We start from the raw sequence: 23,530 nt of genomic DNA on the forward strand, positions 1-23,530 counted from the left end.
GGCTCGTGCCGCTGGCACGGGGCTTGCTGCCCCTGTGCGTCGTTTTACTCCTGTCTATACAACAACACTTTCGCCGCCCCAGCCTGGTGCCGGCACCACCATCCGTGATCCGGACCGGTGCGAGGTCTGTTGAGAAATCTCCGCTGGAAAGCGCCTTTCAAGGTGTTTATCCGTCTGGTTGCTTGGTGGAAGCCCTACGTTGACTTGTATATACAGGTACTGTTTAATGTCCGAAAACGAGCGCGGCCGCACGCATGGCCTGCCGTCGACGGACACACCAAAGGAGCGTACAGATGAGGAATCACAGCAGGATTCGCGGTCGGATGGCAGTGCAGGCCGCGGTGCTGGTTGCGGCATTGGGGGCTGGTGCGGCCCAGGCGCAGAACACCCAGGTCACGCTGGGCATGAGCGGCTGGACCGGTTTCGCGCCGCTGACGCTGGCCGACAAGGCCGGCATCTTCAAGAAGCACGGCGTGGACGTCGACATCAAGATGATCCCGCAGAAGGACCGCCACCTGGCGCTGGCCTCGGGCGCGATCCAGTGCGCGGCCACCACGGTGGAAACGCATGTGGCCTGGAACGCCAACGGCGTGCCCATCACCCAGATCGTGCAGCTCGACAAGTCCTACGGCGCCGACGGCCTGGCCGTGCGCAGCGACGTCAAGGGCTTTGCCGACCTGAAGGGCAAGACCATCGGCGTCGATGCGCCGGGCACCGCGCCGTATTTCGGCCTGGCCTGGATGCTGAAGAAGAACGGCATGACGCTCAAGGACGTCAAGACCACCACGCTGTCGCCGCAGGCGGCCGCGCAGGCCTTCGTGGCCGGCCAGAACGACGGCGCCATGACCTATGAACCGTACCTGTCGACGGTGCGCCAGAACCCGGACAAGGGCAAGATCCTGGCGACCACGCTCGACTACCCGATGGTGACCGACACGCTGGGCTGCGCGCCGAAGTGGCTTAAAGAGAATCCCAAGGCCGCGCAGGCGCTGGTCGACAGCTACTTCGAGGCCCTGGAGATGATCCAGAAGGAGCCGGCCAAGGCCAACGACATCATGGGCGCGGCGGTCAAGCAGACCGGCGAGCAGTTCGCCAAGTCCTCCGCCTACCTGCGCTGGCAGGACCGCGAGGCCAACCGCAAGTTCTTTGCCGGCGAGCTCGCCAGCTTCAGCAAGGAAGCGGCGGCGGTGCTGCTGGACATCGGCGTGATCCGCCAGGTGCCGGACGTGACGGCGCTGTATGACGCGCGTTTCCTCAAGTAACCGACAGTCTTCAGGAGGCGTGACGTCATGACGCAAGCCAGACTTGGAACACCCGCCCCGGCCGCTGCCGCGGCGGCCCCTGCCGCAGCGGCGGCGCCGGTGCGCCGGCGCCACCCGTGGCTGGCCCCGCTGGTGCCGGTGGCGCCCAACACGCGCTGGATGCTGGGCCTGTCCTTCTTCGTGCTGTTCTTCGGCATCTGGGCCGTGGTGACGCTGGGCGGCTTCGTGCCGCGCACGTTCCTGGCCGATCCGATGACGATGGCCAAAGAGGGCTTCATCCTGTTCACCGAGCACAACTTCATCGGCGACATCGGCATGACCGTATGGCGCGTGGTCGGCGGCTTCGTGATGGCCGCGGTGCTGGCGGTGCCACTGGGCATCTTCATGGGCTCGTACAAGGCGGCCGAGGCCTTCTTCGAGCCCTTCGTGTCGTTCTGCCGCTACCTGCCCGCGTCGGCCTTCATCCCGCTGCTGATCCTGTGGGCCGGCATCGGCGAGACGCAGAAGCTGCTGGTGATCTTCATCGGCTCGTTCTTCCAGATCGTGCTGATGGTGGCGGTGGCCGTCGGCGGCGCGCGCAAGGACCTGGTCGAGGCGGCCTACACGCTGGGCTCCAACAGCGCCGGCATCGTGCGGCGCGTGCTGATCCCCGGCGCCGCGCCGGAGATCGCGGAGATCCTGCGGCTGGTGCTGGGCTGGGCCTGGACCTACGTGATCGTGGCCGAGCTGATCGGCTCGTCGTCGGGCATCGGGCACATGATCACCGACAGCCAGGCGCTGCTCAACACCGGGCAGATCATCTTCGGCATCATCGTGATCGGCTGCATCGGCCTGGTCTCGGACCTTGTCTTCAAGCGCGCCAACCAGCGCCTGTTCCCGTGGAGTTCGATCCAATGAGCGCACTGTCCATCCAGCAGGTCTCGCGCACCTTCTCCAACCCGCGCGGCGGCCAGACCCTGGCGCTGCAGCCGGTGGACTTCGAGGTCCGCGACAATGACTTCGTCACCATCCTCGGGCCTTCGGGCTGCGGCAAGTCCACGCTGCTGCGCATCGTCGCGGGGCTGGATACGCCCACCAGCGGCCGCGTGCTGCTGGACGGCCAGCCGGTGTCCGCCCCCGGCGCGGACCGCGGCATGGTGTTCCAGTCGTACACGCTGTTCCCGTGGCTGACGATCGAGCAGAACGTGCGTTTCGGCTTGCGTGAGCGCGGCATGAGCGCCGCCGAGCAAAAGGAGCGCAGCGACTTCTTTATCCAGCGCGTGGGGCTGCGCGGCTTCGAGCACCATTACCCCAAGCAGCTGTCGGGCGGCATGCAGCAGCGCACCGCGATTGCGCGCGCGCTGGCCAACGATCCCAAGATCCTGCTGCTCGACGAGCCCTTCGGCGCGCTCGACAACCAGACCCGCGTGCTGATGCAGGAGTTGCTGCTCGGTATATGGGAGGCGTCGCGCAAGACGGTATTATTCGTGACCCACGATATCGACGAGGCCATTTTCATGGCCAACCGGGTGGCGGTGTTTTCTGCCAGGCCGGGTCGGATCAAGAGCGAGATCGCGGTGGATTTCCCGCATCCGCGCCATTACACCGTCAAGACCACTCCGGAGTTCTCCGCGCTCAAGGCGCGGCTGACCGAGGAGATCCGCGCCGAGGCCATGGCCTCGGCCGAGCACTAGGCATCCAACCAACGCCATGAACCACGCCGCCGGCACCGCATCTTCCGCTTCTGCCTCTCCCACCGCGCTCTACCAGCAGGTGAAGGAGTACATCGCCCGCCAGATCCAGAGCGGCGCGTGGCAGCCGGGCGACCGGGTGCCGTCGGAGCAGGAACTGGTGAACCGCTTCGGCGTCTCGCGCATGACCGTCAACCGGGCGCTGCGCGAGCTGCAGGAGCAGGGCCGGGTGGTGCGGGTGGCCGGCGTGGGCACCTTCGTGGCGGAGCACAAGCCGCAGTCGACGCTGCTGTCCGTGGTCAACCTGCAGGACGAGATCCGCATGCGCGGGCATGACTATGCCTGCGACGTGATCCTGGTGGAGCGCGTGTCGGCATCGATCGAGGTGGCCGCCGCGCTGGAGCTGCGCACTGGCGAGTCGGTGTACCACTCGGTGTGCGTGCATCGCGAGGACGGCGTGCCGGTGCAGCTGGAAGACCGCTACGTCAACCCGCGCCTGGCGCCGGACTTCATCAGCCAGGATTTCAGCGAGACCCAGCCTGGCGAATACCTGCTGCGCCATGTGCCCTACGATCAGGTAGAGCACGTGGTCGATGCCATTGCCGCCACGCCGGAGCAGGCCGCGCAGCTGGAAATGCCGGCCACGCAACCTTGCCTGATGCTGACGCGCCGCACCTGGACCAACGGCGTGCCGGTGACCTTCGTGCGCTGCCTGCATCCGGGCAACCGCTATCGCCTCGGCAGCCGCTTCCGCGCCGACGGCAACCCCGCTTTCGGCTGAATCCACAGGATCCGGCCAACGGTTCAACTTTTACTCTAAGCTGTATAGACAGGAACATACAAATGAGCGCCAGCCAACACGACGACCAAGCTTCCCGCCCGCTGCTGACCCTGCAGCCGGGCCAAGTCACCCTGGCCGACCTGCGCCGCATCTACCGCGGCGAGGTGCGCCTGGCCATGGCCGAATCGGCCTGGGCCGGCGTGCGCGCCGCGCAGGCCACGGTGCAGGACATCATCGACGCCGACGCCGTGGTCTACGGCATCAACACCGGCTTCGGCAAGCTGGCGCAAAGCCGCATCCCGCACGACAAGCTGGCCCAGCTGCAGCGCAACCTGGTGCTGTCGCACAGTGTCGGCACCGGCCCGGACCTGGCCGAAAACACGGTGCGCCTGATCCTGGCGATCAAGGCCGTGAGCCTGGCGCGCGGCCATTCGGGCGTGCGCCCGGAACTGATTGAGGCGCTGCTGGCGCTGGCCAACCGCGGCGTGACGCCGTGCATCCCGGCCAAGGGGTCGGTGGGCGCCTCGGGCGACCTGGCGCCGCTGGCGCATATGTCGTGCACGCTGATCGGCGTGGGCGACGTGCTGGTCGACGGCAAGCGCATGCCCGCCGCCGAGGGCCTGGCGCACGCCGGCCTGCAGGCCTTCGAGCTGGGCCCCAAGGAAGGCCTGGCGCTGCTCAACGGCACCCAGGTGTCGACCGCGCTGGCGCTGGCCGGCCTGTTCGCCGCCGAAGACGCTTTTGCCGCCGGGCTGGTGGCGGGCGCGCTGTCGCTGGAAGCGATCAAGGGCTCGGTCAAGCCGTTCGACGCCCGCATCCATGAGGCGCGCGGCCAGGCCGGCCAGATCGCCGTGGCCGGCGCCGTGCGCGCGATGCTGGACGGCAGCGAGATCGTCGATTCGCACAAGGCCTGCGGCCGCGTGCAGGACCCGTACTCGATCCGCTGCCAGCCGCAGGTGATGGGCGCGTGCCTGGACAACCTGCAGCACGCCGCGCGCATCCTGCAGATCGAGTCCAACGCCGCCTCGGACAACCCGCTGGTGTTCTCCGCGCAGGGCGATGTGGTCTCGGGCGGCAACTTCCACGCCGAGCCGGTGGCCTTTGCCGCCGACATCATCGCGCTGGCGATTGCCGAGATCGGCGCGATTTCCGAACGCCGGCTCGCGCTGCTGCTCGACACCGGGCTGTCGGGCCTGCCGCCGTTCCTGGTGCGCGACGGCGGCCTGAACTCGGGCTTCATGATCGCGCAGGTGACCGCGGCCGCGCTGGCCTCCGAGAACAAGGCGCTGGCGCATCCGTCCAGCGTCGACAGCCTGCCGACCTCGGCCAACCAGGAAGACCATGTGTCGATGGCCACCTACGGCGCGCGCCGCCTGGGCGAGATGGCCGCCAACACCGCGGTGGTGGTCGGCATCGAGGCCATGGCCGCGGCGCAGGGCATCGAGTTCCACCGCCCGCTGAAGTCGTCGCCGCTGGTGGAGCAGGAACTGGCCCGCATCCGCGCGCGCGTGGCCTTTGTCGAAGAAGATCGCTACCTGGCGCCGGATATCGAAGCGATGAAGCAATGGGTGGTGCAGGGCGATGCCGGCGCGGGCTGGCCCGACGCCGTGCGCGCGATCCTGCCGACCAACCTGTCGTAACGCGCCCCGCGCCGACACTGCCAGACCAGACCCGCAGCAGGAGAACAAGACATGAACGCCAACGAAAACCAATTCATCCAGCGCGGCCAGCGCGAAATCCGCGCGCCGCGCGGCAGCCAGCTGCACTGCAAGAACTGGCTGATCGAAGCCGCCTACCGCATGATCCAGAACAACCTCGACCCGGACGTGGCCGAGCGCCCGCAGGACCTGGTGGTCTACGGCGGCATTGGCAAGGCGGCGCGCAACTGGGAGTGCTTCGACGCCATCCTGGACAGCCTGCGCCGCCTGGGTGAGGACGAGTCGCTGCTGGTGCAGTCGGGCAAGCCGGTGGGCGTGTTCCGCACCCATGCCGATGCGCCGCGCGTGCTGATCGCCAACTCCAACCTGGTGCCGCACTGGGCCAACTGGGACAAGTTCAACGAACTCGACCGCGCCGGCCTGATGATGTACGGCCAGATGACCGCGGGCTCGTGGATCTACATCGGCACGCAGGGCATCGTGCAGGGCACCTACGAGACCTTTGTCGAGGCCGGCCGCCAGCACTACAACGGCGACTTGTCGGGCAAGTGGATCCTGACCGCGGGCCTGGGCGGCATGGGCGGCGCGCAGCCGCTGGCGGGCGTGCTGGCCGGCGCCTGCGTGCTGGCGATCGAGTGCCAGGAGTCGCGCATCGATTTCCGCCTGCGCACGCGCTATGTCGACAAGAAGGCCACCACGCTCGACGAGGCGCTGGCGATGATCGCCGAGGCCACGCAGAACAAGCAGGCGATCTCGGTCGGCCTGCTCGGCAACGCCGCCGAGATCCTGCCGGAACTGGTCAAGCGCGCTCAGGCCGGCGGCATGCGCCCGGACATCGTCACCGACCAGACCTCGGCGCACGACCTGGTCAACGGCTACCTGCCGGCCGGTTGGACCGTCGACCAATGGGAAGCGGCGCGCACGCAGGATCCCAAGTCGGTGGAAGCCGCCGCGCGTCCTTCCATCGTGAAGCACGTGCAGGCCATGCTCGACTTCCAGAAGATGGGCGTGCCGACGGTCGACTATGGCAACAATATCCGCCAGGTCGCGTTCGACGAGGGCGTGAAGAACGCCTTTGATTTCCCGGGATTCGTGCCGGCCTATATCCGCCCGCTGTTCTGCCGCGGCAAGGGCCCGTTCCGCTGGGTCGCGCTGTCGGGCGATCCGGAGGATATCTACAAGACCGATGCCAAGATGAAGGAGCTGTTCCCCGAGGACAAGCACCTGCACCGCTGGCTCGACATGGCGCACGACCGCATCGCCTTCCAGGGCCTGCCCGCGCGCATCTGCTGGGTGGGGCTGGATGAACGCCACCGCGCCGGCCTGGCCTTCAACGAGATGGTCAAGTCGGGCGAGCTGAAGGCGCCGGTGGTGATCGGGCGCGATCACCTGGATTGCGGCTCGGTGGCTTCGCCCAACCGCGAGACCGAGGCCATGCGCGACGGCTCGGATGCGGTGTCGGACTGGCCGCTGCTCAACGCGCTGCTGAACACCGCGGGCGGCGCGACCTGGGTCAGCCTGCACCATGGCGGCGGCGTCGGCATGGGCTTCTCGCAGCATTCGGGCGTGGTGATCGTATGCGACGGCACCGATGCCGCGGCCAGGCGCATCGAGCGCGTGCTGTGGAACGACCCGGCCACCGGCGTGATGCGCCATGCGGACGCGGGCTATGACATCGCCATCGAATGCGCGCACGAGAAGGGCCTGAACCTGCCGATGGTGAAGGGCGCATGAGCCTGACGCTATTTCAACAGTTCGCGCTGGCCGAGATCGCGCCCACGCGCTGGAAGAACGGCGGCGGCAACACGCGCGAGATCGCGGTGTGGCCGGCCGGCGCCGGCATGGATGACTTCGTGTGGCGGCTGAGCGTGGCCGATATCGGTCAGGACGGGCCGTTCTCGGCGTTTCCCGGCATTGATCGCCAGATCGTGCTGCTGGAGGGCGCCGGCGTGACGCTGCGTGCGGACGACGCCAGCTTCAGCCACCGCCTCGAACATATCGGCGAGCCGTTCGCCTTCTCCGGCGATACCAGCCTGCAGGCGACGCTGATCGACGGCGTCACGCGCGACTTCAACGTGATGACGCGGCGCGGCCACTGCCGCGCGCGTGTCGAGGTGTTCCGGCAGGGGTTTGCGCCTGGCACCGGCGGCCATGCCGTCTGCCTGCTGGCCGTCAGCGGCGCATGGCAGGCGCAGGATGCCGGCCTGCTGCTGCAAGCGGGCGAAGGGGCGCTCTACGGCGCTGCCGAACCCGCATCCACGCCATCGTTTGAACCTGTGGGTGACGCGGCCCTGTGCCTGTGCGTCACCCTTGAGACGGAGCCCGGTCAATGACGCTGACCTCTCGATCCTCACCCTTGTCCGCGCCCAGCGCGGACGGCGTCTGGCACAACTGCCACCTGCTGCCCGATGCCGATCCGGCGCACGCGATCCGCGACGCCGCGCTGGTGGTGGAGCATGGGCGCATCGCCTGGCTGGGCGCCGCCGCGGACCTGCCGGATGCCTATCGCGGCGCGGCGCGCCATGATGCCCACGGGGCATGGATCACGCCCGGGCTGGTCGACTGCCATACGCACCTGATCTACGGCGGCCAGCGCGCCGACGAGTTCGCGATGCGGCTGGCCGGCGCCGGCTACGAAGAGATTGCGCGCGCCGGCGGCGGCATTGTCTCGACCGTGCGCGCCACGCGTGCCGCGGATGAAGACACGCTCTTTGCCCAGGCCGCCGCGCGCCTACAGCCGCTGCTGGCCGAAGGCGTCACCGCCATCGAGATCAAGTCGGGCTACGGGCTGAACCTTGAAGCCGAGCGCAAGCAGCTGCGCGTGGCGCGCCGGCTTGGCGAGCACTTCGGGATTTCGGTCTACACGACCTTCCTGGGCGCGCACGCATTGCCGCCGGAATACGCGGGCCGTGCCGATGACTATATCGACCTGGTCTGCAACACCATGCTGCCGGCACTGGCCGGGGAAGGACTGGTCGACGCCGTCGATGCCTTCTGCGAATCAATCGGTTTTTCGATTGCACAGACCGAGCGCGTGTTCGAGGCGGCGGCGCGCCATGGTGTGCGCGTCAAGCTGCATGCCGAGCAACTGAGCAACCTCGGCGGCGCCGCGCTCGCCGCTCGCCACCGCGCCTTGTCCGCCGATCACCTCGAGCATCTCGACGAGGCCGGCGTCGCGGCGATGGCAGAGGCCGGCACGGTGGCGGTGCTGCTGCCCGGCGCCTACTATTTCCTGCGCGACACCAACCTGCCGCCGATCGCGATGCTGCGCGAGTACGGCGTGCCGATGGCAATCTCGACCGATCACAATCCGGGTACGTCGCCGGTCACTTCGCTGCTGCTGATGATGAATATGGCCTGCACCCTGTTCCGCCTGACCGTGCCGGAAGCGCTTGCCGGCGTGACCGTGCACGCCGCGCGTGCGCTGGGCGCATCGGATCGCCACGGGCGGCTGGAAGCGGGGCGCGTGGCCGACTTCGCGCTGTGGCGCATCGATTCGCCCGCCGAGCTGGCGTACTGGTTCGGCCGCAACCCGGTGGCGACGGTAGTGCGGCAAGGGCGTGTGCATGCGCATGAAGGAGCCTCGGCATGAGTAGCTCGCAACTCTTCGCTCCGTTTGCGCTGCTGCCGACCGGCTGGGCGCACGATGTGCTGCTGGCCTGGGATGAGCAGGGCCGCTTCACCACCGTGCAGACCGGCGTACAGCCGGCCGCAGGCGTGCCGCATGCGGCCGGCCCCGTGCTGCCAGGCATGCCCAACCTGCACTCGCATGCGTTCCAGCGCGGCTTTGCCGGCCTGACGGAATTCCGCAGCCGGCCGCAGGGCGACGATCCGGCTGGTGCCGATTCATTCTGGAGCTGGCGCACACTGATGTACCGCTTCGCGCAGCGGCTCTCGCCCGACACGCTGGAGGCCGTCGCCACCCAGCTCTATATCGAGATGCTGCGTGCGGGCTACACCAGCGTGTGCGAGTTCCACTACGTCCATCACGATGCCGGCGGCACGCCCTATGCCGATGCCGCCGAGATGTCGCTGCGGCTGCTGCGCGCGGCCCAGCGCACCGGCATCGGCATGACGCTGCTGCCGGTGCTGTACCAGACCGCCGGCTTTGGCGGCAAGCCGCCGCTGGCCGAGCAGCGCCGCTTCCTGCACGACACCGACGCGATGCTGCGGCTGCTGGAACGGCTGGCCCCCGCGTGCGCGCAGTCCGGCGCGCGGCTGGGGCTGGCACCGCACTCGCTGCGCGCGGTGCCGGAGGAAAGCCTCGCCCACGCACTGGCGGGACTGCAGGCAATCGACCCGAAGGCGCCCATCCACATCCATATCGCCGAGCAGCAGAAAGAGGTCGACGACTGCATCGCGTGGTCGGGCACGCGCCCGGTGACCTGGCTGTTCGACCATGTACAGGTCGACGCGCGCTGGTGCCTGGTGCACGCCACCCATATGGACTGGGACGAACGCCGGCGCCTGGCGCACAGCGGCGCGGTGGCCGGCATCTGCCCGACCACCGAGGCCAACCTGGGCGACGGCGTGTTCGAGGCTGCGCCCTACCTGGCGCAGCAGGGCGCATGGGGTATCGGCTCTGACAGCCATGCCAGCGTCAGCGTGGCCGAGGAGCTGCGCTTGTTCGAATACGGCCAGCGGCTCGGCCTGCAGCGGCGCAACGTGCTGGCGTCCGACACGCATGCGCAGGTGGCTGACCGGCTGTATCTCGAAGCCGTGGCTGGCGGCACGCGTGCCAGCGGCCGCGCCGCGGCGGGGCTTGTGCCAGGGCAGCAGGCCGATTTCGTGGTACTGGATGGCGCGCATCCGACGCTGGCGGGCCTCGACGGGCCGCAGGCGCTGGCCACGCATGTGTTTGCCTGCCACGGTCATGAGACACTAGCGGATGTCCGCACCGCCGGACGCAGCCGCGTGCAGCATGGCGCGCATCCGCTGCAGGCGGATGCGGGGCGCCTGTTCATCGCGGCGCGCGCCAGCCTGCTGGCAGACTGAAACCGGGCGTACGCCCACTGCATCGCAAAGACAATGTCCTTCTCCACCGATACCCCTGCCTTCACCCTGCATCGCGGCACGCGCCCGTTGCTGGTATCGATGCCGCACGTCGGCACGCACCTGCCGGCTTCGGTCTCGCAGCGCCTGACGGCCGAAGCGCGCACCGTGCCCGACACCGACTGGCACCTGGAACGCCTCTACAGCTTCGCCCGCGAGCTGGGTGCGTCGGTGCTGGTGGCCACGCATTCGCGTTACGTGGTCGACCTGAACCGCCCGCCCGACAACGCCAACCTGTATCCCGGCCAGGACACCACGGGCCTGTGCCCGGTCGACACCTTCGACAAGACGCCGCTGTACGCCGACGGCAACGGCCCCGACGATGCGGAAATCGCCGCGCGCCGCGATGCGATCTGGCGTCCGTACCACCAGGCGCTGGCCGCGGAACTGGCCCGCCTGAAGGCGGAGCACGGCACCGTCGCGCTGTGGGATGCGCATTCGATCCGCTCGGTGCTGCCGCGCTTCTTCGAGGGCAGGCTGCCTGACTTCAACCTCGGCACGGCCAACGGCGAGAGCTGCGACGCGTCGCTTGCGGACCACCTGCTCGAGCAGGCCGGCGCGGTGGCCGGCCATACCGCGGTGCTCAACGGGCGCTTCAAGGGCGGCTATATCACGCGTCAATACGGCAAGCCGCAGGACGGCGTGCATGCGGTGCAGCTCGAGCTGTCGCAGGTCGCCTACATGAGCGAGACGTATCCGTTCGCCTACGACGAGGCGCGTGCGGCGGCATTGCAGCCGGCTTTGCGAGGGATGCTGGCGACGGTGCTGGAGTTCGTCGAAACGCGCTAGGGCGCTGGCGCGGCACGACGGCTGCCGCGCGGCGCGACAAGCTCACGTCAGGCGCTGCCCAAGCCGCAGGCGGTAGAGCGAAGTGCTGGCGGCGATGAACAACGCATTGCCCTCGGCGCCGCCGAAGGCGAGGTTGCCGACCTTCTCCGGCACGGGAATATGCGCCAGCCGGGTCCCGTCCGGATGGAAGACGTGCACGCCGCTGGCGCTGCTGGTAAAGAGCCAACCGCGCCGGTCGACGCGGAATCCGTCCGGCAGTCCGGGCTCGATGACGGCGAAGACCCGCGGATTGGCCAGCACCCGGCATGCAATGACGTCGAAGGCGACGATATGGTGATGGCCATCGTCGCGCAATGCCGCCGAGGTATCTGAGACATAGAGCACGTCTTCATCGGGCGAGAATGCCAGCCCGTTCGGCTCTTCGACAAAGTCGCTGGCGACTTCCAGCGCACCGACGGCGGGATCGTAGCGAAACACATAGTTGTGCCGCAGCTCGGGATCGGCCCGGTGGCCTTCGCGGTCCGACAGGATCCCATACGGCGGATCGGTGAACCACAAGGTGCCATCGCGCCTGACCACGATGTCATTGGGCGAATTCAGGCGCCGCCCCTGATAGTGGCTGACGACCAGTTCGTCTTCGCACCAGCGGTCACCGCTGCGGCGCGTCCGCACGATGGCCCGCTGTCCGTGCGAGCAATGCAGCAACGAGCCATCGGCCTCCAGTGCGTGGCCGTTGGTGAACTCCGCTCCCGTACGCCAGACCGACATGCCATCCGCGGCGCTCCAGCGCAGGATGCGGTCGTTGGGGATGTCGCTCCACAGTACCGCATCTTCATCGGGCAACCACACCGGCCCCTCGCTCCAGGTTGCCCCGCATGCCAGTTGCTCAATCCGTTCGCCTGCAAGCGGCAGCTCGCGTGCGCGCTCATCGAATATCTGCATGGTATCCATGGTCTTCCTTTATCCCGTCGCAAAGACACGCAAACGGTCATTACACGAACTGCCACAGCAAGAGGATCAGGCCAAGGGCCGCGATCCCGGCCAGCGTCGTCAGCACCGTCCAGCTCTTTAGTCCATCGCCGACGCTCAGGCCCAGCATCCGTGTCACGATCCAGAAGCCTGCATCGTTGACGTGGGAGACTGCCATGCCGCCCGCTCCCATCGCCAGGCCGATCAGGGCCAGATGGTTGGGGCCGAGCGAAGCCTGCGCGACCAGTGGAGCGATGATGCCGGCAGTGGTCATCAGCGCCACGGTGGTGGGCCCCTGTGCCGCGCGCAACAGCATTGCCAGCAGGAAAGCGAGGACGGCCAGCGGCAGGCCAGAAGACTGCAGCGAAGTCGCCAGCGCGGGGCCGATTCCGGTCGACACCAGGATCTTGGCGAAAGCGCCGCCGGCGCCGGTGATCAGGATCACCACCGATACGGCGGGTATGGCAGCGCCGGCCACTTCTGACACCGTAGCCAGCGGCGCGCCGCGACGGATGCCCAGCAGGTAGGCACAGAGCATCAGGCCCAGCAACAGCGCGACGTATGGGATGCCGAGAAACATCAGCGCCGAGCGCCCGAAGAAGCCTTCCGGCAGCAGCAGCTGGGCCAGCGTCCCGGCCAGGATCAGTGCGATCGGCAGCGCGATCAGGCCGGCGACGAGACGGGCGCCTGGGGGCGCGCCGCTTCCCAGGCTGGCCGATGCCGCATGGACCTTTGGGGCGCTGCCCGTGGCCTGGCCCACTTCGGCGGCGATATCGGCTGCCATATGGAACGGCCGCCTGGTCAGTCGCCCGGATGCCAGGAAAGTCACCAGGCCAGTGACCAGCGCGGCCGGCAGGCCGATCAGCAGCAGGCGGCCGATCTCGATGCCGAGTTCCCCGGCCACTGCCACCATGCCGGGGTGCGGCGGCAGCAGGGCATGCACCACCAGCAACACCGCGCACACGGGCAGGCCGATCACCACCAGCGAAATGCCGCGGGTGCGCGTGAGGCCGTAGACCAGCGGCATCAGCATCATGACGCCGACTTCAAAGAACACCGGAATGCCGACGCCGAATGCCGTGCAGGCCATGGCCAGCGGCACGCGTTTGTCGCCGAAACGCTCGATCAGCCGGTTGGCCAGCACCTGCGCGCCGCCCGACAATTCAATCATGCGTCCGATCATCGCACCGAAGGCGATGATCACCGCGACATGCCCCAGGGTCTTGCCCAGGCCGCCTTCGACCGCATCGGCAATCTGGCTCACCGGGACGCCGGCCACGACGGCGACACCCGTGGCCACCAGGATCAGTGCCAGGAAGGGGTGCAGCTTTGCGATCAGGATCAGGGCGAGCAACAGCAGGATCGCTGCCGCACCGCCGAATATCAGTATTGCCACGTCTATTCCTTGTGTTCAGCCGGCCACGCCTGCGGCCGGTGCGCGCCGGACGACGATGCCGGCTGTGAGGGAAAGCTGGTGATGCCCCAGCCGATGGGCCGTCGTCGATTGCCTGGGTGCCTGGGATCGGGGCCCCAGATCGCCTGGTAGGTGTCGATGCAAAAGCCCGCGCGCTGCAATGCCAGCGCCAGTGCCGTCAGCGTGAGCCACCACGCGCCCAGCAGCAGCGGCATCCAGCGCGGCGCATCGGCCAGCGCGAGGCCGATGCCGGTGGTTGCGATGGCAATCGGCAGTGAACTCCAGCCTATGACCTTATGCAGCCACTCGAACACGACCCGGCGCGCGCTCATGTCGTAGTGGTCGCCGCGCAGGCAGTCGCTGGTGGGCCCGCCCTTGCTGCCGCGCAACAGCCCGCCGCCTACCTGCAGCGCGGCGCAGGCCACCAGTGCCCAGCCGCCGAGGTGGTGCCAGCGCGCCAGCACATCGGGCGTGCCTCCGTGGCCCAGGATCAGCAGCACGCCTATCGACATCATGGCAACGCCGCTGCCTTGCATCCACAAGTGGGCGTGCCACCAGATCTTGCGATCGAGCACGGCAGGCCAGGCTTGTGATGGCGTCACCTTGAAGTAGCGGGCTACCAGGATGCCAAGCGGCAGCAGCAGCCCCCAGCTGAGCACCATCAGGCGCCCATGCCAGGCCACCCAGGGCACGACGTGGTGCGCGGCGGTGCCGGACAACGGCAGGCTCAGCCATTGCGCGGGCCAGCCGGGAACGACCAGCGCGGCGAGAATGCCGAGGCAAAGCGTGAGGCCGAGCGGCAGTATCCAGCGCACGGCTGCGGGAGGCGCAGGTGGCATTTCCGATCTCCTGATGCGCGGAGAATTCTTTTGAATGGGACAGAGGTTGAATAGCGGCGGCGAAGTTTCGCTATACCGGGATCGCCCGCGTACTGGCGGCGCGCCGTGCCGGTGTCGTACCGTTGCCCTTGTCTGGCAGGACGGCGCAGCTAAATGGCGGTCGCAGCGTCCAGCAGCCGCGCCGCATGTGATACGCCTGAATTGAGTGGGACAGCAGCTTGCATGGTCGAATGTCTCCATCCGCCTTTCAATGGGCGGTGATCTTATTTGAATGGGTAGTTGGCGGCGCCGCGCAACCTGAATGCGGCTTGAGCCTGCTGCAGGGCCAATGGCCAGCGCGCAGGAAAGTGGAGGCAACTATAACAATGGCCGGACTACGCTTCTAATCAAATGATCGAATCGCTGATTCACCTCAGGTTATCGCTTGGGATTCTGAAAAATGTTGCGGAGTTTTCAGGCAGTTGATCCGTTTGTGTAAATAGGGAAATCCTTATTTTTTTGTTTTTCCAAAGATCGAGGGTTTGATCGCACCTAGGCCCCGACATAACGCAACACTGAACAAAAAAAGCCCGGCCTGAAGCCGGGCTGCGAGGCACGCCAGCGAAGGCTTATTTCTTCACGACATTCTTGTCGGCCTTGCTCCCCGTCGCCGCGTTGTACTTCTCCACATACGATTCGAACAACTTGCGGATCGAGCGCCCGATCTTGGCGTAGTCGGCTTCATTCAGGTTGGCCAGCGACACCCGGCCCGACGGGTGGCGCGTGCCGAAGCCGCGGCCCGGCAGCAGCACCACGCCCGCCTCATCGGCTACCGCCTCACCCGAACGGGTGCGGCGGCAAGGGCAAATGCGCCGCTGTCAACGCCCGCCGGCCAGGCGGGCTTCGATATGCTTGGCGCGCTCCAGCGATCCCGGGTGCGAGCTGAGCATGCTCGACTGTCCGCCATCGAGGGTCGACATCTTGCGGAACGCCGACGCCAGGGCCTGGCGGTTGGCGCCGTTCCTGGTCAGCAGGTCGAACGAATAGTCGTCGGCCGCGGTTTCCTGCCGCTGCGAGAACTGCGCATTGACGAACTGCTCGGCGAGCGCGCCGATCTGCGATGACGACAGCGCCGTCAGCGAAGCCACGCCAGTCGACCCCAGCAGCCCGCGCGCCGCCGCCGTGGTGTAGGCCACCTGCATCGCGGCCTTGGTATGGCCCAACGACACATGGCCGATCTCATGACCCACCACGCCACGCACTTCATCGTCGCTGAGCAGGTCCATCAGGCCGCTGTAGACCCGCACGCAACCGTTGGCCATGGCCCAGGCATTGACGTCCTTGGTCACATACACCTTGGCATTGAGTGGCAGCCCGGTGTTGCCCAGCCCGCTCATCACATTGGCCAGGCGCTTGGCGTAGGTGCTGTCCGCCGGCGCGATGGTGTTCTTCTGGTCCATTTCCGCGCAGGACTGGTCGGACAGCGTCTTGACGTTGCTGTCCGACAGCGTGGCGGCGGTAAAGAGGCTGCCGCCGGCCTGCGTCAGGCTTTCCATATCGGCGCCGGCACAGCCGGCCAGCAGCGCGGAACAGGCGAGGGCGGAAAGGGCGAGTCGCTTCATGGGTTGCTCCGGGAACGGGGGTTGGCAATGCCATAGGATAGGAAGCCGGGCGAGGGCGCGCCAGTGGGCGCCGTCCGACAGGTGTTGCACGAAAGTGGCGTGTACGACATTCGGGGAAGGGTGGGCTTGCCGGTACGGGGATGCTTGCGTCGGACGCTTGCCTTACCTTAAAGTAAGGAAGGTAAGAAAGGAGGTCAAATGGCTTCTGCAACGGTTACATCAAAGGGGCAAGTCACCATTCCCGTGGACGTCAGGAATCGCTTGGGCCTGTCAACGGGGGACAGGGTCGAATTCATCCTCAACGAGGAAACCGGGCACTATGAGGTAGTTCCGGCAATTCACTCCGTGACAGCCCTCAAGGGCATTATTCGCAAGCCAGCGAAGCCGGTGTCCATCGAGGACATGAACACGGCGATCGCGGACCAGGGGGCTTCGGCCCAATGATCGGTCTCGACACCAATGTACTGGTCCGGTATTTCGCGCAGGATGACCCGGTACAGGCAAGTAAGGCGACTGCGCTGATCGAATCGCTGACGGCTGAAGTCCCGGGTTATGTCACCCAGGTTGTGCTGGTCGAAGTAGTGTGGGTGCTTGGCCGGGCCTATGGTACGGATCGCGACCAGATTGCACAGGTCATCGAAACGCTGCTTCGCACGAAGGAATTGGTCATCGAGGCCGCGGAAACGGTCTGGAGGGCGTTGCGGCTGTATGCGGCTTCGTCGGCCGATTTCGCCGACTGTCTGATCGAGCGGGCTTGCCATGAGGCGCAGTGCGAATACACGGCGACGTTTGACACCAAGGCCGCCAAGATCACCGGCATGCGACTGATCAGGTAATGGGGGAGAAGCCGGGTTGACGGCGTCCTGCAGGGAATTGGTGCCCGGGGTCGGACTCGAACCGACACGCCTTGCGGCGGGGGATTTTGAGTCCCCGGTTTTCAGACTTATGTGGATGTCGTTGGACGACGTCAATTTTGTAATGCATTGATTTTACTGTTGTTTTGTCCAGTAAAGTCCAGTGGCGTCTGACGCCATCTCGCGATAAACTGTAAACAGAACTGTAAATGAGATTGCGCCACAGATGAAGACAGCTGTTCCGCTCCGCGAAGCTATCGCGAAAATTCAACCGGGTAAGGTTATGAAGCTGGAGCCGGTGTCTCCTGGGGGCACTCTGGTGCTGCGCAAGGACTCCAAGGGCGCCTTGTTCTTCTACTGGCGCGTGACCTTTGAAGGGAAATCCCCGCCATATCTAATTGGTCTCTATGATTCCGCAGCACCTCCCAAGAGCACCAAACCGACCGCGAGGGGCTACTCCCTGAGTGCGGCCCGCGCTGCGGCGGCCGATATGGCGGCCAAGCACTACTCGGCGTTGGCCGAAGGCGGCTATGCATCCGTTATTGCGAAGGAGAAAGCGGCAGTCAAGGCGGTGAAGGAGGCTGCGGCTGCGGCTGACCAGACGCTGCAGAAGCTTGTTGATATGTACGCGGATGTGCAGGCGTTGCGTAATCACAAAACGGCGAGGCAAACCAGAACCCTCTTTGCAAAGAATGTTCGGGACGCCTTCCCTGAGGTGGCGAAGACGCAGGCCAACCAGGTTACAACGGACCAAATTGCGACGGTCCTCCGGCTTATTAGAAATGCCGGAAAGAACAATACAGCGCGTAAGCTGAAGGCATGTTTGAGCGCGGCATTCGGAATGGCGAAGGACGCTGAGAATAACGCTTCGGTACCAGAAGGTTTCAAAGCGTTCAAGGTGAAACGGAACCCGGCGGCGGAGGTGTTCGGAATATCAGGAAGTAGGCGTTCTGATAAGGACCCAATTATGCCGGAAGAAATGCTGGAATATTGGAAGGCAATTGACATCCCCGGGCCCAAAGCGGCCCTTGCTCGCCTGCACCTTCTTTTGGGTGGCCAACGCATCGAGCAGCTGTTGCGGCTCAAGAATAACGACATAGAGAAGGACGCTTTAAGGCTTTGGGACACGAAGGGGCGAAACGCAACGCCCCGCCCGATTTATCTTCCCCTAATTCCCGTTGCGGCTGAGGCGTTAATGGAGATTCGTGCAAACGGTGAATACGCGATTTCTGTAACGAAGGGTAAGCCTATGGGTGACACTACGGCGCGTACATGGGTGAGTGAACTAGTCGGGGATAGGGTTGATAGGTTCGAACTTAAACGGGTTCGGTCAGGCGTAACGACGATTTTGGCGAAATTAAGGGTCAGTAAAGAAATTCGAGATAGCCTACAGTCGCATGACCAAAGTGGTGTCGAGAATCGTCATTACAACGGCCATGAATTCCTTGAGGAAAAAAGGGAAGCGTTGACGGCCTTGCACAATTTTCTTACTTCAAAGTCTGCAGAATCCTCACAGTAGCGCGATGTATCCGTTCGCTGGAGAGTGCTAGGTTTCGACCACGCCTCAAGGGATGGGGGAGCCGCTGAGGCGTCGCCCGGCCGCAAGCCCGGGAGCGAAGCGGACAGGCGGCCGGGCGACGTCTCAGCGGGGGCGTAAGCCCCGGTCCAGGCGGCAGCCTGGTGGGGGAGCCGCGGCCAGTCCGGACGCAAGCCGGAGCCCCTTGGGGCGACTGGCGGCCGGAGCTGGTCGTGGGGGCAAAGCCCGGCGCCCCGACCCTGCAAGGGGGCGGGCAAGTACGTCCAGGGACGTGCTTCAGCACGTAGACGACGCCCATCGGGCGGCGGCGTCCTGGAGGCACTTGCCCGCCCGCGTAGCGGCCGCCGGAGGCGGTGCCCGAAGGGCAGTGGGGCGCCCCACAAGGCCGTAGGCCGCTGTAGCTGTCCGACCTTTAGGTCGGAGAGCGTGAAGGGCAAGCCCGGCAAGGAGCCGAAGGCGACCCAGGGCGCGCAGCCACGGGAAGGAGGCCGACGGCCGACCCAGTGGCGGAGCCTGCTAAGAGCGCGCATGCGCTTTTAGCAGGGTCGTTTGCAAGCTATACGGAGCATGAATTCACATGCTCAACGTCGTCACAACGACTACCTCGCCCTCCACTGGGTGCACCGCTTCGGCTGGCTCCGCGCAACCGAACTTGGCGCCCTTATGTGGCCTCGAAACGAATCTCGCCAAGTAACTGGCTCGCGGCTCGCGAAGAGTCTCATCGAGCGCCAGCTCGTGCTCGAGCGGCGCCTTCCTGAAGGCGCCGGCCGAGCGCTCGTGCTGGCCACTGCCGGTGTGCGCCTGCTTGCCGAGCATGGCATCCTCGCCAGCTCCGGTAAAGACATCGGACGAGAGCTTGCTGGGTACTGGACGCCATCGCAAACTTGGCGTCACGAGCTGGTTGCGCACGGTGTCCTGGTCGCTCTCCATCAGCGTGGTTTCAAGGTGTATCCCGAGCACCAGTTGCGCCGCGAAGCTGGCCGCATGGCGAAGGTCCCAGACGGGCTTGCCAGGAACGAGCACGTGGTGCTGTGGCTGGAAGTGGAGAGCGCGCGCAAAAGCGGCCCGGAGATGCGCAAGCTGGCCGACGCGCTGTGCACCGTCGCGGCTGCTGAAGCCGCGCCTCTGCTCGGCATGCGACCGAACGCTCCGCTCGTCGCCTACGTGGCTACAGCGACCGACGAGCGCGGTCATGTGCTGAATCATCGGGAGCGAGTGACGAGCGCGGTGCAGGCCGCGGCAAGCAAGCCTGTCAATCTAATGTGGGCGGAGTGCGAGCTGCGCGGAGCCGCCGGCGTCGGCTCGATGACGATTGAGCGAGAGACTGTGATGCCCGAACGCTCGCTGGCCATCCTGAAGCGGCTGAATGCGTTCGGTTGGCTGACCAGGGAGGACGGTGTGAGCTGGGCGAGCTATGGCAACGTGCGCGCTGAGGTGTGGGATGACGATGACCATGGCTGGTCGTGTATCGTCATCGATAATCGCACCAGCGAGCAAATCACCCCTGCAATACAGGCAGATTCCATCTCAGCAGCGAAACTCGCGGCAGCAGCTTCCATTGCCGTGTTGGGGCGGTAAGCGGAGGGGGACCAAGGTCCCCCTCGCTGCCTTGAGCGGCAGCTCCCTCCTGCTCCAACGCATGCATTGACCTCTCGCGCTACACGACGGGCACCATCGCCGCCACCAAGCTGCCGCCCTAGTCGATATGCTTGCTACGGCCACGTGCGCCCCGAGGTCGGGCAATAGTTGTACCGTACAATGGTTCCATCACGAATTCAGGAGCAATGATGACCCGCGCAACATTCGGCAAAGCGATTCCCGTTCTTGCATCCCTAGACATGGTGCGGACTCTCTCTTTCTACGAATCTGTGCTCGGCTTCAAGACGCACCACTTCCAGGATTCCTCTTCCTCTTATGGCATTGCGGTTCGCGACGATACTGAGCTGCACTTTTGGGCCTGTGATGACAAGAAGATTGCCGAGAACACGTCCTGCTACCTTCGCGTTTTGGACGTCCACGCTGTGCATCGTGAATTGAGCGCAAAGCTTCCTACTTTGGGAAACGTCGTGCGGACAGATTGGGGGATGGACGAGTTGTATGTCATCGACCCTGACGGCAACCTGCTTAAGTTCGGGCAAGAGCGTCCGGCCAGCGAATAACTGCTACTCCGTTCCTCCCTGGGCGGGGCCCTTCCATTGGATGGGCTCCGCCCCTCGCCCTAGCTGCCTTCCCCCAAGGCCTGTCACTGCTTGGCGAGCCTCCCCCGCTCCTTCGCGCAACATCCCCTCTCGCACCCCCAGGGTGCTGTTACCTGATATGGCCTAACCGAACACTTCGTTCGGTTATGTCCAGAGATGTCCGTAGTGATCCGACAGCGTTGATACCGAGCATCCCACTGCCTTGGCCACGGTTCTCATCGAAGGAAGCCATCCTTCGACAGACAATCGCGCAATTGCCTCTTTGACGTCTTGCTCGCGTCGGTCGCGCTTTACCTGAGCTGTGGAGGCGGCTCCACGACGTCCCCTCGCGGCCTGGACCTCGCGGAACGCCGCGGGGGTGAATCGCCGCCAGACGTACCTTGCCACGCTGCGGGCAATGCTGGCGACTTCCGCGGCGCCCAGGGGTATTGCAGAGGTATTCAAAGCTTCGGCTTGGCGCCGTACGGCCTCGCGCCAAGCCTCTTCCCCACCCGGGCGCCAGAACTGGCGAACCGTACCGTAAGCCCACAGGCGCAAGCCGTCGAACAAGTCGCAATTCCGCCCCAAGCCTGCCGCCATGGGCGGAAGCTTGGCCGGGAGGTCTACAAACTCGGCCAAGAGCCCAAGTTCATAGGTCGGCGCGTTGGCGGGCTCCCAGACCTCCCAAAGAGGATGGAGCGGGTTCTTTGCCAAAGGGCCGGCAAATGCGAAATCCGCGCCCACGCGTGCCGTGTAGGCGTACTCGATGGCCGCGAGGTACCGCAGGGGTGCCAGGCGGGCAGCGTCGGTTGTGCAGACTGGCGCCGCCAGGGCGTAGCCCATGTGTGCATGCGCGTTTTCGCGGTTGATGGCCACGTACGTTGGCGGCGGCAAGCCGGCGTCCAGCCAAGCGGATGCGGCGTCTCGGCGGTCAATATCCAACAGCAGCCAGGCGCAATGCGCAGGCGGATTGAGTTGTAGATACGGCGCACTGAGGGCAACCAGTTGAGGGCGAACGCGGGCCGCGTTCTTCTCAATGGCGCAATACGGGCGCCGCGGCGCGTGCGCTTCGACGAGCGCGGTAAGGGCGGCAGATGCCATGGCACGCTCCAACGGGCGTGCCGCATGCAGCTATAAAAACTGTCCTCAACTAACATGTATTTCCTCGCGCTGCGCGCGGCGCGATGTTAGTTGAGGTTGCCGGGGGTGGTCGCTCCCAGCGACGCAACCAGGCGCTCGATGTCGCTGCGCCGCCAGGCGGCAACACGCGGGCCGAGCTTGACCTGAGCAGGGAAGCGCCCAGACTTGATGCCGTCGTACCAGGTGGCACGGGACACAGGGACAATCGCAAGTACTTCCGGCAGGCGCAGGAACGAATCAGTAGTGGTGGGCATTACGCATTTCCATCCCCCGAGGGTGAATTCCGGAAATGTGTCCTCGTAAACAAAATATTCCTCTGCCGGCGAAAGGGGTTGCTCCGCCAGCGTCCGGTGGCATCTAACTATGCCTGCCTCGGTATAGCGTTATAGGGGGGATGATGATTGACGCAAATTCATGCAAAGTTCGCATCAATCGAACGCATCTATGCGCGGACGCGTTCGCAACCAGGTCAGCGGCTGGCTTGCTGGGGCATTGCGCTGCAGAACTGTAAACAGAACTGTCAATGCCTCAGAATCGCTTCGCTCTAGCAAGCTCGAGAGCTGCGAGTGCCGAAGTCGAGAAAAGCCCCAAAAATAAGGGGTTTTCTCAAAATTGGTGCCCGGGGTCGGACTCGAACCGACACGCCTTGCGGCGGGGGATTTTGAGTCCCCTGCGTCTACCTGTTTCACCACCCGGGCAGGGTGTATGGCGCCGGAACCGGTGCCGTGCTGAGCCGGGAATTATGCCGGAAATCCTGGCGTCGGACAACCGGCGCAGGGCACATCAGCGGCCGCGCAAATCCGGTAGCATGGCGCCCAGCCTCTCACACGCCCATCGTCCCGATCACCCCCGACTGCCATGACCGACCAAGCTTCGCTGGCGCGCCTCGCCAGCCTGCCCTCGCAGGACCCCGGCTTTTACGACCGGGAATACAACAACCGCGCCAATGTGCCGGACAACGCAGTGCATATGGCGCGCTGGGCGCAGTGGTCCGCCGGGGTGCGCGCACGCAGCCCCTATCTGGCGGACCTGAGCTATGCCGGCGACGACTCGCGCCATGCGCAGGACGAGACGCTGGACTACTTCCCCGCGCAGCGGGCCAACGGGGCGCTGCCGCCGCTGCTGGTCTTCGTGCACGGCGGCTACTACCGGGCGCTGGACAAGCACGACCACAGCTTTGCCGCCAGCGCGCTGCCGGCGCTGGGGGTGGCGGTGGCGGTGGTGAACTACACGCTGGTGCCTGCGGTAACGGTGCCGGAGATCGTGCGGCAGGCGTTGCGCAGCGTCGCCTGGCTGTACCGGCAGGCGGACCGGCTGGGCCATGATCCGGACAAGCTCTTCCTGGCGGGGCATTCCGTCGGCGGCCACCTGGTGGCGATGCTGATGGCCGCGCGCTGGCCGCAGCTGGGTGCGGACCTGCCGGTCGACCTGGTCAAGGGCGGGCTGTCGGTCAGCGGGCTGTACGACATGGAGCCGCTGCGGCGTGCGGCCTTCCTGCAGCGCGACCTGCAGTTCTCGGAAGACGATGTCGCGCGGCTGTCGCCCGCGTATATGCCGCCGGCCAGCGGTGCCCCGCTGGCGATCGCGGTGGGGGAACTCGAGGCCGCTGAATACCACCGCCAGCACGCGCTGATCCGCGCGGCGTGGCCGGCCAAGGTGGCGCATCCGGCCGCGAGCGACCTGGTGCTGCCGGACTGCCATCACTTCAATGTGCTGGACAGCTTTGCCAGCCCGGACGGTGCCCTGACGCGCGCGGTGCTGCGGCTGATGGAGCGCTGAGCGCGCAC

Annotated in this window: 22 protein-coding genes, 1 tRNA gene and 1 pseudogene; 16 read left to right on the forward strand and 8 right to left on the reverse strand. The window is 65.8% G+C overall.

The genetic code is table 11. The annotated features are described in order from the left end of the window. The first annotated feature begins 293 nt into the window (after positions 1 to 293). The 10 genes from AC07UK_RS11470 (at position 294) to hutG (ending at position 11,212) form a co-directional block, all read left to right on the forward strand. Positions 294 to 1,262, forward strand: coding sequence for an ABC transporter substrate-binding protein (locus AC07UK_RS11470; protein ID WP_316151303.1), 969 nt, complete (start codon positions 294 to 296; stop codon positions 1,260 to 1,262). A gap of 27 nt (positions 1,263 to 1,289) precedes the next feature. Then, positions 1,290 to 2,159 carry an ABC transporter permease gene (locus tag AC07UK_RS11475; RefSeq protein WP_494686500.1) on the forward strand — a complete coding sequence of 290 codons (870 nt, stop codon included), beginning with the start codon at positions 1,290 to 1,292 and terminating at the stop codon, positions 2,157 to 2,159. Beyond that, entirely contained in the window at positions 2,156 to 2,935 is a 780-nt protein-coding gene (locus AC07UK_RS11480) for an ABC transporter ATP-binding protein (protein ID WP_114132825.1), read from the forward strand. Before AC07UK_RS11475 ends, AC07UK_RS11480 begins: the two co-directional genes overlap by 4 nt. Positions 2,936 to 2,951: 16 nt before the next feature. After that, entirely contained in the window at positions 2,952 to 3,713 is a 762-nt protein-coding gene (gene hutC / locus AC07UK_RS11485) for a histidine utilization transcriptional repressor HutC (RefSeq protein ID WP_340530176.1), read from the forward strand. A 62-nt stretch (positions 3,714 to 3,775) separates the two neighbouring features. Next, positions 3,776 to 5,353 (forward strand): histidine ammonia-lyase, encoded by a 1,578-nt coding sequence (hutH, locus tag AC07UK_RS11490; RefSeq protein ID WP_494686501.1) that lies wholly within the window; start codon positions 3,776 to 3,778, stop codon positions 5,351 to 5,353. A gap of 51 nt (positions 5,354 to 5,404) precedes the next feature. Further along, positions 5,405 to 7,105, forward strand: a complete 1,701-nt coding sequence (hutU, locus tag AC07UK_RS11495) for a urocanate hydratase (RefSeq protein ID WP_114132827.1) — start codon at positions 5,405 to 5,407, stop codon at positions 7,103 to 7,105. Beyond that, positions 7,102 to 7,704, forward strand: a complete 603-nt coding sequence (locus tag AC07UK_RS11500) for a HutD/Ves family protein (RefSeq protein ID WP_494686502.1) — start codon at positions 7,102 to 7,104, stop codon at positions 7,702 to 7,704. Before hutU ends, AC07UK_RS11500 begins: the two co-directional genes overlap by 4 nt. Continuing rightward, positions 7,701 to 8,963 carry an imidazolonepropionase gene (hutI, locus tag AC07UK_RS11505; protein ID WP_494686503.1) on the forward strand — a complete coding sequence of 421 codons (1,263 nt, stop codon included), beginning with the start codon at positions 7,701 to 7,703 and terminating at the stop codon, positions 8,961 to 8,963. The genes AC07UK_RS11500 and hutI overlap by 4 nt, the downstream gene beginning before the upstream one ends. After that, on the forward strand, positions 8,960 to 10,366 hold the full coding sequence (locus AC07UK_RS11510; protein ID WP_494686504.1) for a formimidoylglutamate deiminase: 1,407 nt from the start codon (positions 8,960 to 8,962) through the stop codon (positions 10,364 to 10,366). The genes hutI and AC07UK_RS11510 overlap by 4 nt, the downstream gene beginning before the upstream one ends. A 33-nt stretch (positions 10,367 to 10,399) precedes the next feature. Next, entirely contained in the window at positions 10,400 to 11,212 is an 813-nt protein-coding gene (gene hutG / locus AC07UK_RS11515) for an N-formylglutamate deformylase (protein ID WP_494686505.1), read from the forward strand. Positions 11,213 to 11,254: 42 nt separating this feature from the next. Here the strand turns inward: hutG and AC07UK_RS11520 are convergent, their stop codons facing one another. The 5 genes and pseudogenes from AC07UK_RS11520 to loiP form a co-directional block, all read right to left on the reverse strand. Next, positions 11,255 to 12,163, reverse strand: a complete 909-nt coding sequence (locus tag AC07UK_RS11520) for an SMP-30/gluconolactonase/LRE family protein (RefSeq protein ID WP_494686506.1) — start codon at positions 12,161 to 12,163, stop codon at positions 11,255 to 11,257. A gap of 40 nt (positions 12,164 to 12,203) precedes the next feature. After that, the gene (locus tag AC07UK_RS11525) at positions 12,204 to 13,577 is read right to left on the reverse strand and encodes a GntT/GntP/DsdX family permease (protein ID WP_494686507.1); all 1,374 of its coding nucleotides are present in this window, start codon (positions 13,575 to 13,577) and stop codon (positions 12,204 to 12,206) included. Positions 13,578 to 13,579: 2 nt separating this feature from the next. After that, positions 13,580 to 14,434, reverse strand: a complete 855-nt coding sequence (locus AC07UK_RS11530; RefSeq protein WP_494686508.1) for a cytochrome b561 domain-containing protein — start codon at positions 14,432 to 14,434, stop codon at positions 13,580 to 13,582. Between the two features lie 608 nt (positions 14,435 to 15,042). Next, positions 15,043 to 15,246, reverse strand: a pseudogene (locus tag AC07UK_RS11535) (bifunctional aspartate transaminase/aspartate 4-decarboxylase); the annotation flags it as partial. Positions 15,247 to 15,291: 45 nt separating this feature from the next. Next, a complete protein-coding gene (gene loiP, locus AC07UK_RS11540; protein ID WP_479945040.1) occupies positions 15,292 to 16,035 on the reverse strand; it encodes a metalloprotease LoiP in 744 nt (247 codons plus the stop codon). Between the two features lie 198 nt (positions 16,036 to 16,233). On the opposite strand from loiP, the gene AC07UK_RS11545 reads away from it, so the two are divergent. The 5 genes from AC07UK_RS11545 to AC07UK_RS11565 all read left to right on the forward strand — a co-directional run bounded on the left by AC07UK_RS11545 (position 16,234) and on the right by AC07UK_RS11565 (position 20,585). After that, complete coding sequence (locus AC07UK_RS11545; RefSeq protein WP_494686509.1) at positions 16,234 to 16,479, forward strand: AbrB/MazE/SpoVT family DNA-binding domain-containing protein; 246 nt, start codon at positions 16,234 to 16,236, stop codon at positions 16,477 to 16,479. Further along, positions 16,476 to 16,871 (forward strand): type II toxin-antitoxin system VapC family toxin, encoded by a 396-nt coding sequence (locus AC07UK_RS11550; RefSeq protein WP_494686510.1) that lies wholly within the window; start codon positions 16,476 to 16,478, stop codon positions 16,869 to 16,871. Before AC07UK_RS11545 ends, AC07UK_RS11550 begins: the two co-directional genes overlap by 4 nt. 244 nt (positions 16,872 to 17,115) lie before the next feature. Continuing rightward, on the forward strand, positions 17,116 to 18,408 hold the full coding sequence (locus AC07UK_RS11555; protein WP_494686511.1) for a phage integrase central domain-containing protein: 1,293 nt from the start codon (positions 17,116 to 17,118) through the stop codon (positions 18,406 to 18,408). Positions 18,409 to 18,993: 585 nt separating this feature from the next. Then, positions 18,994 to 20,004 carry a hypothetical protein gene (locus AC07UK_RS11560; protein ID WP_494686512.1) on the forward strand — a complete coding sequence of 337 codons (1,011 nt, stop codon included), beginning with the start codon at positions 18,994 to 18,996 and terminating at the stop codon, positions 20,002 to 20,004. Positions 20,005 to 20,213: 209 nt separating this feature from the next. Beyond that, entirely contained in the window at positions 20,214 to 20,585 is a 372-nt protein-coding gene (locus AC07UK_RS11565) for a bleomycin resistance protein (protein WP_494686536.1), read from the forward strand. Between the two features lie 183 nt (positions 20,586 to 20,768). On the opposite strand, the gene AC07UK_RS11570 is transcribed toward AC07UK_RS11565, so the two are convergent. From AC07UK_RS11570 to AC07UK_RS11580, 3 genes are all read right to left on the reverse strand, one after another. Beyond that, a complete protein-coding gene (locus tag AC07UK_RS11570; RefSeq protein WP_494686513.1) occupies positions 20,769 to 21,704 on the reverse strand; it encodes a replication initiation protein in 936 nt (311 codons plus the stop codon). Positions 21,705 to 21,790: 86 nt separating this feature from the next. Beyond that, complete coding sequence (locus tag AC07UK_RS11575; RefSeq protein ID WP_494686514.1) at positions 21,791 to 21,997, reverse strand: helix-turn-helix transcriptional regulator; 207 nt, start codon at positions 21,995 to 21,997, stop codon at positions 21,791 to 21,793. 359 nt (positions 21,998 to 22,356) lie between these two features. Further along, positions 22,357 to 22,441: transfer RNA gene (locus AC07UK_RS11580), tRNA-Leu, on the reverse strand. A 160-nt stretch (positions 22,442 to 22,601) separates the two neighbouring features. On the opposite strand from AC07UK_RS11580, the gene AC07UK_RS11585 reads away from it, so the two are divergent. After that, positions 22,602 to 23,522, forward strand: coding sequence for an alpha/beta hydrolase (locus tag AC07UK_RS11585; protein WP_494686515.1), 921 nt, complete (start codon positions 22,602 to 22,604; stop codon positions 23,520 to 23,522). Positions 23,523 to 23,530: the final 8 nt, after the last annotated feature.

Source organism: Cupriavidus sp. GW821-FHT07C08 (genome assembly GCF_059419025.1).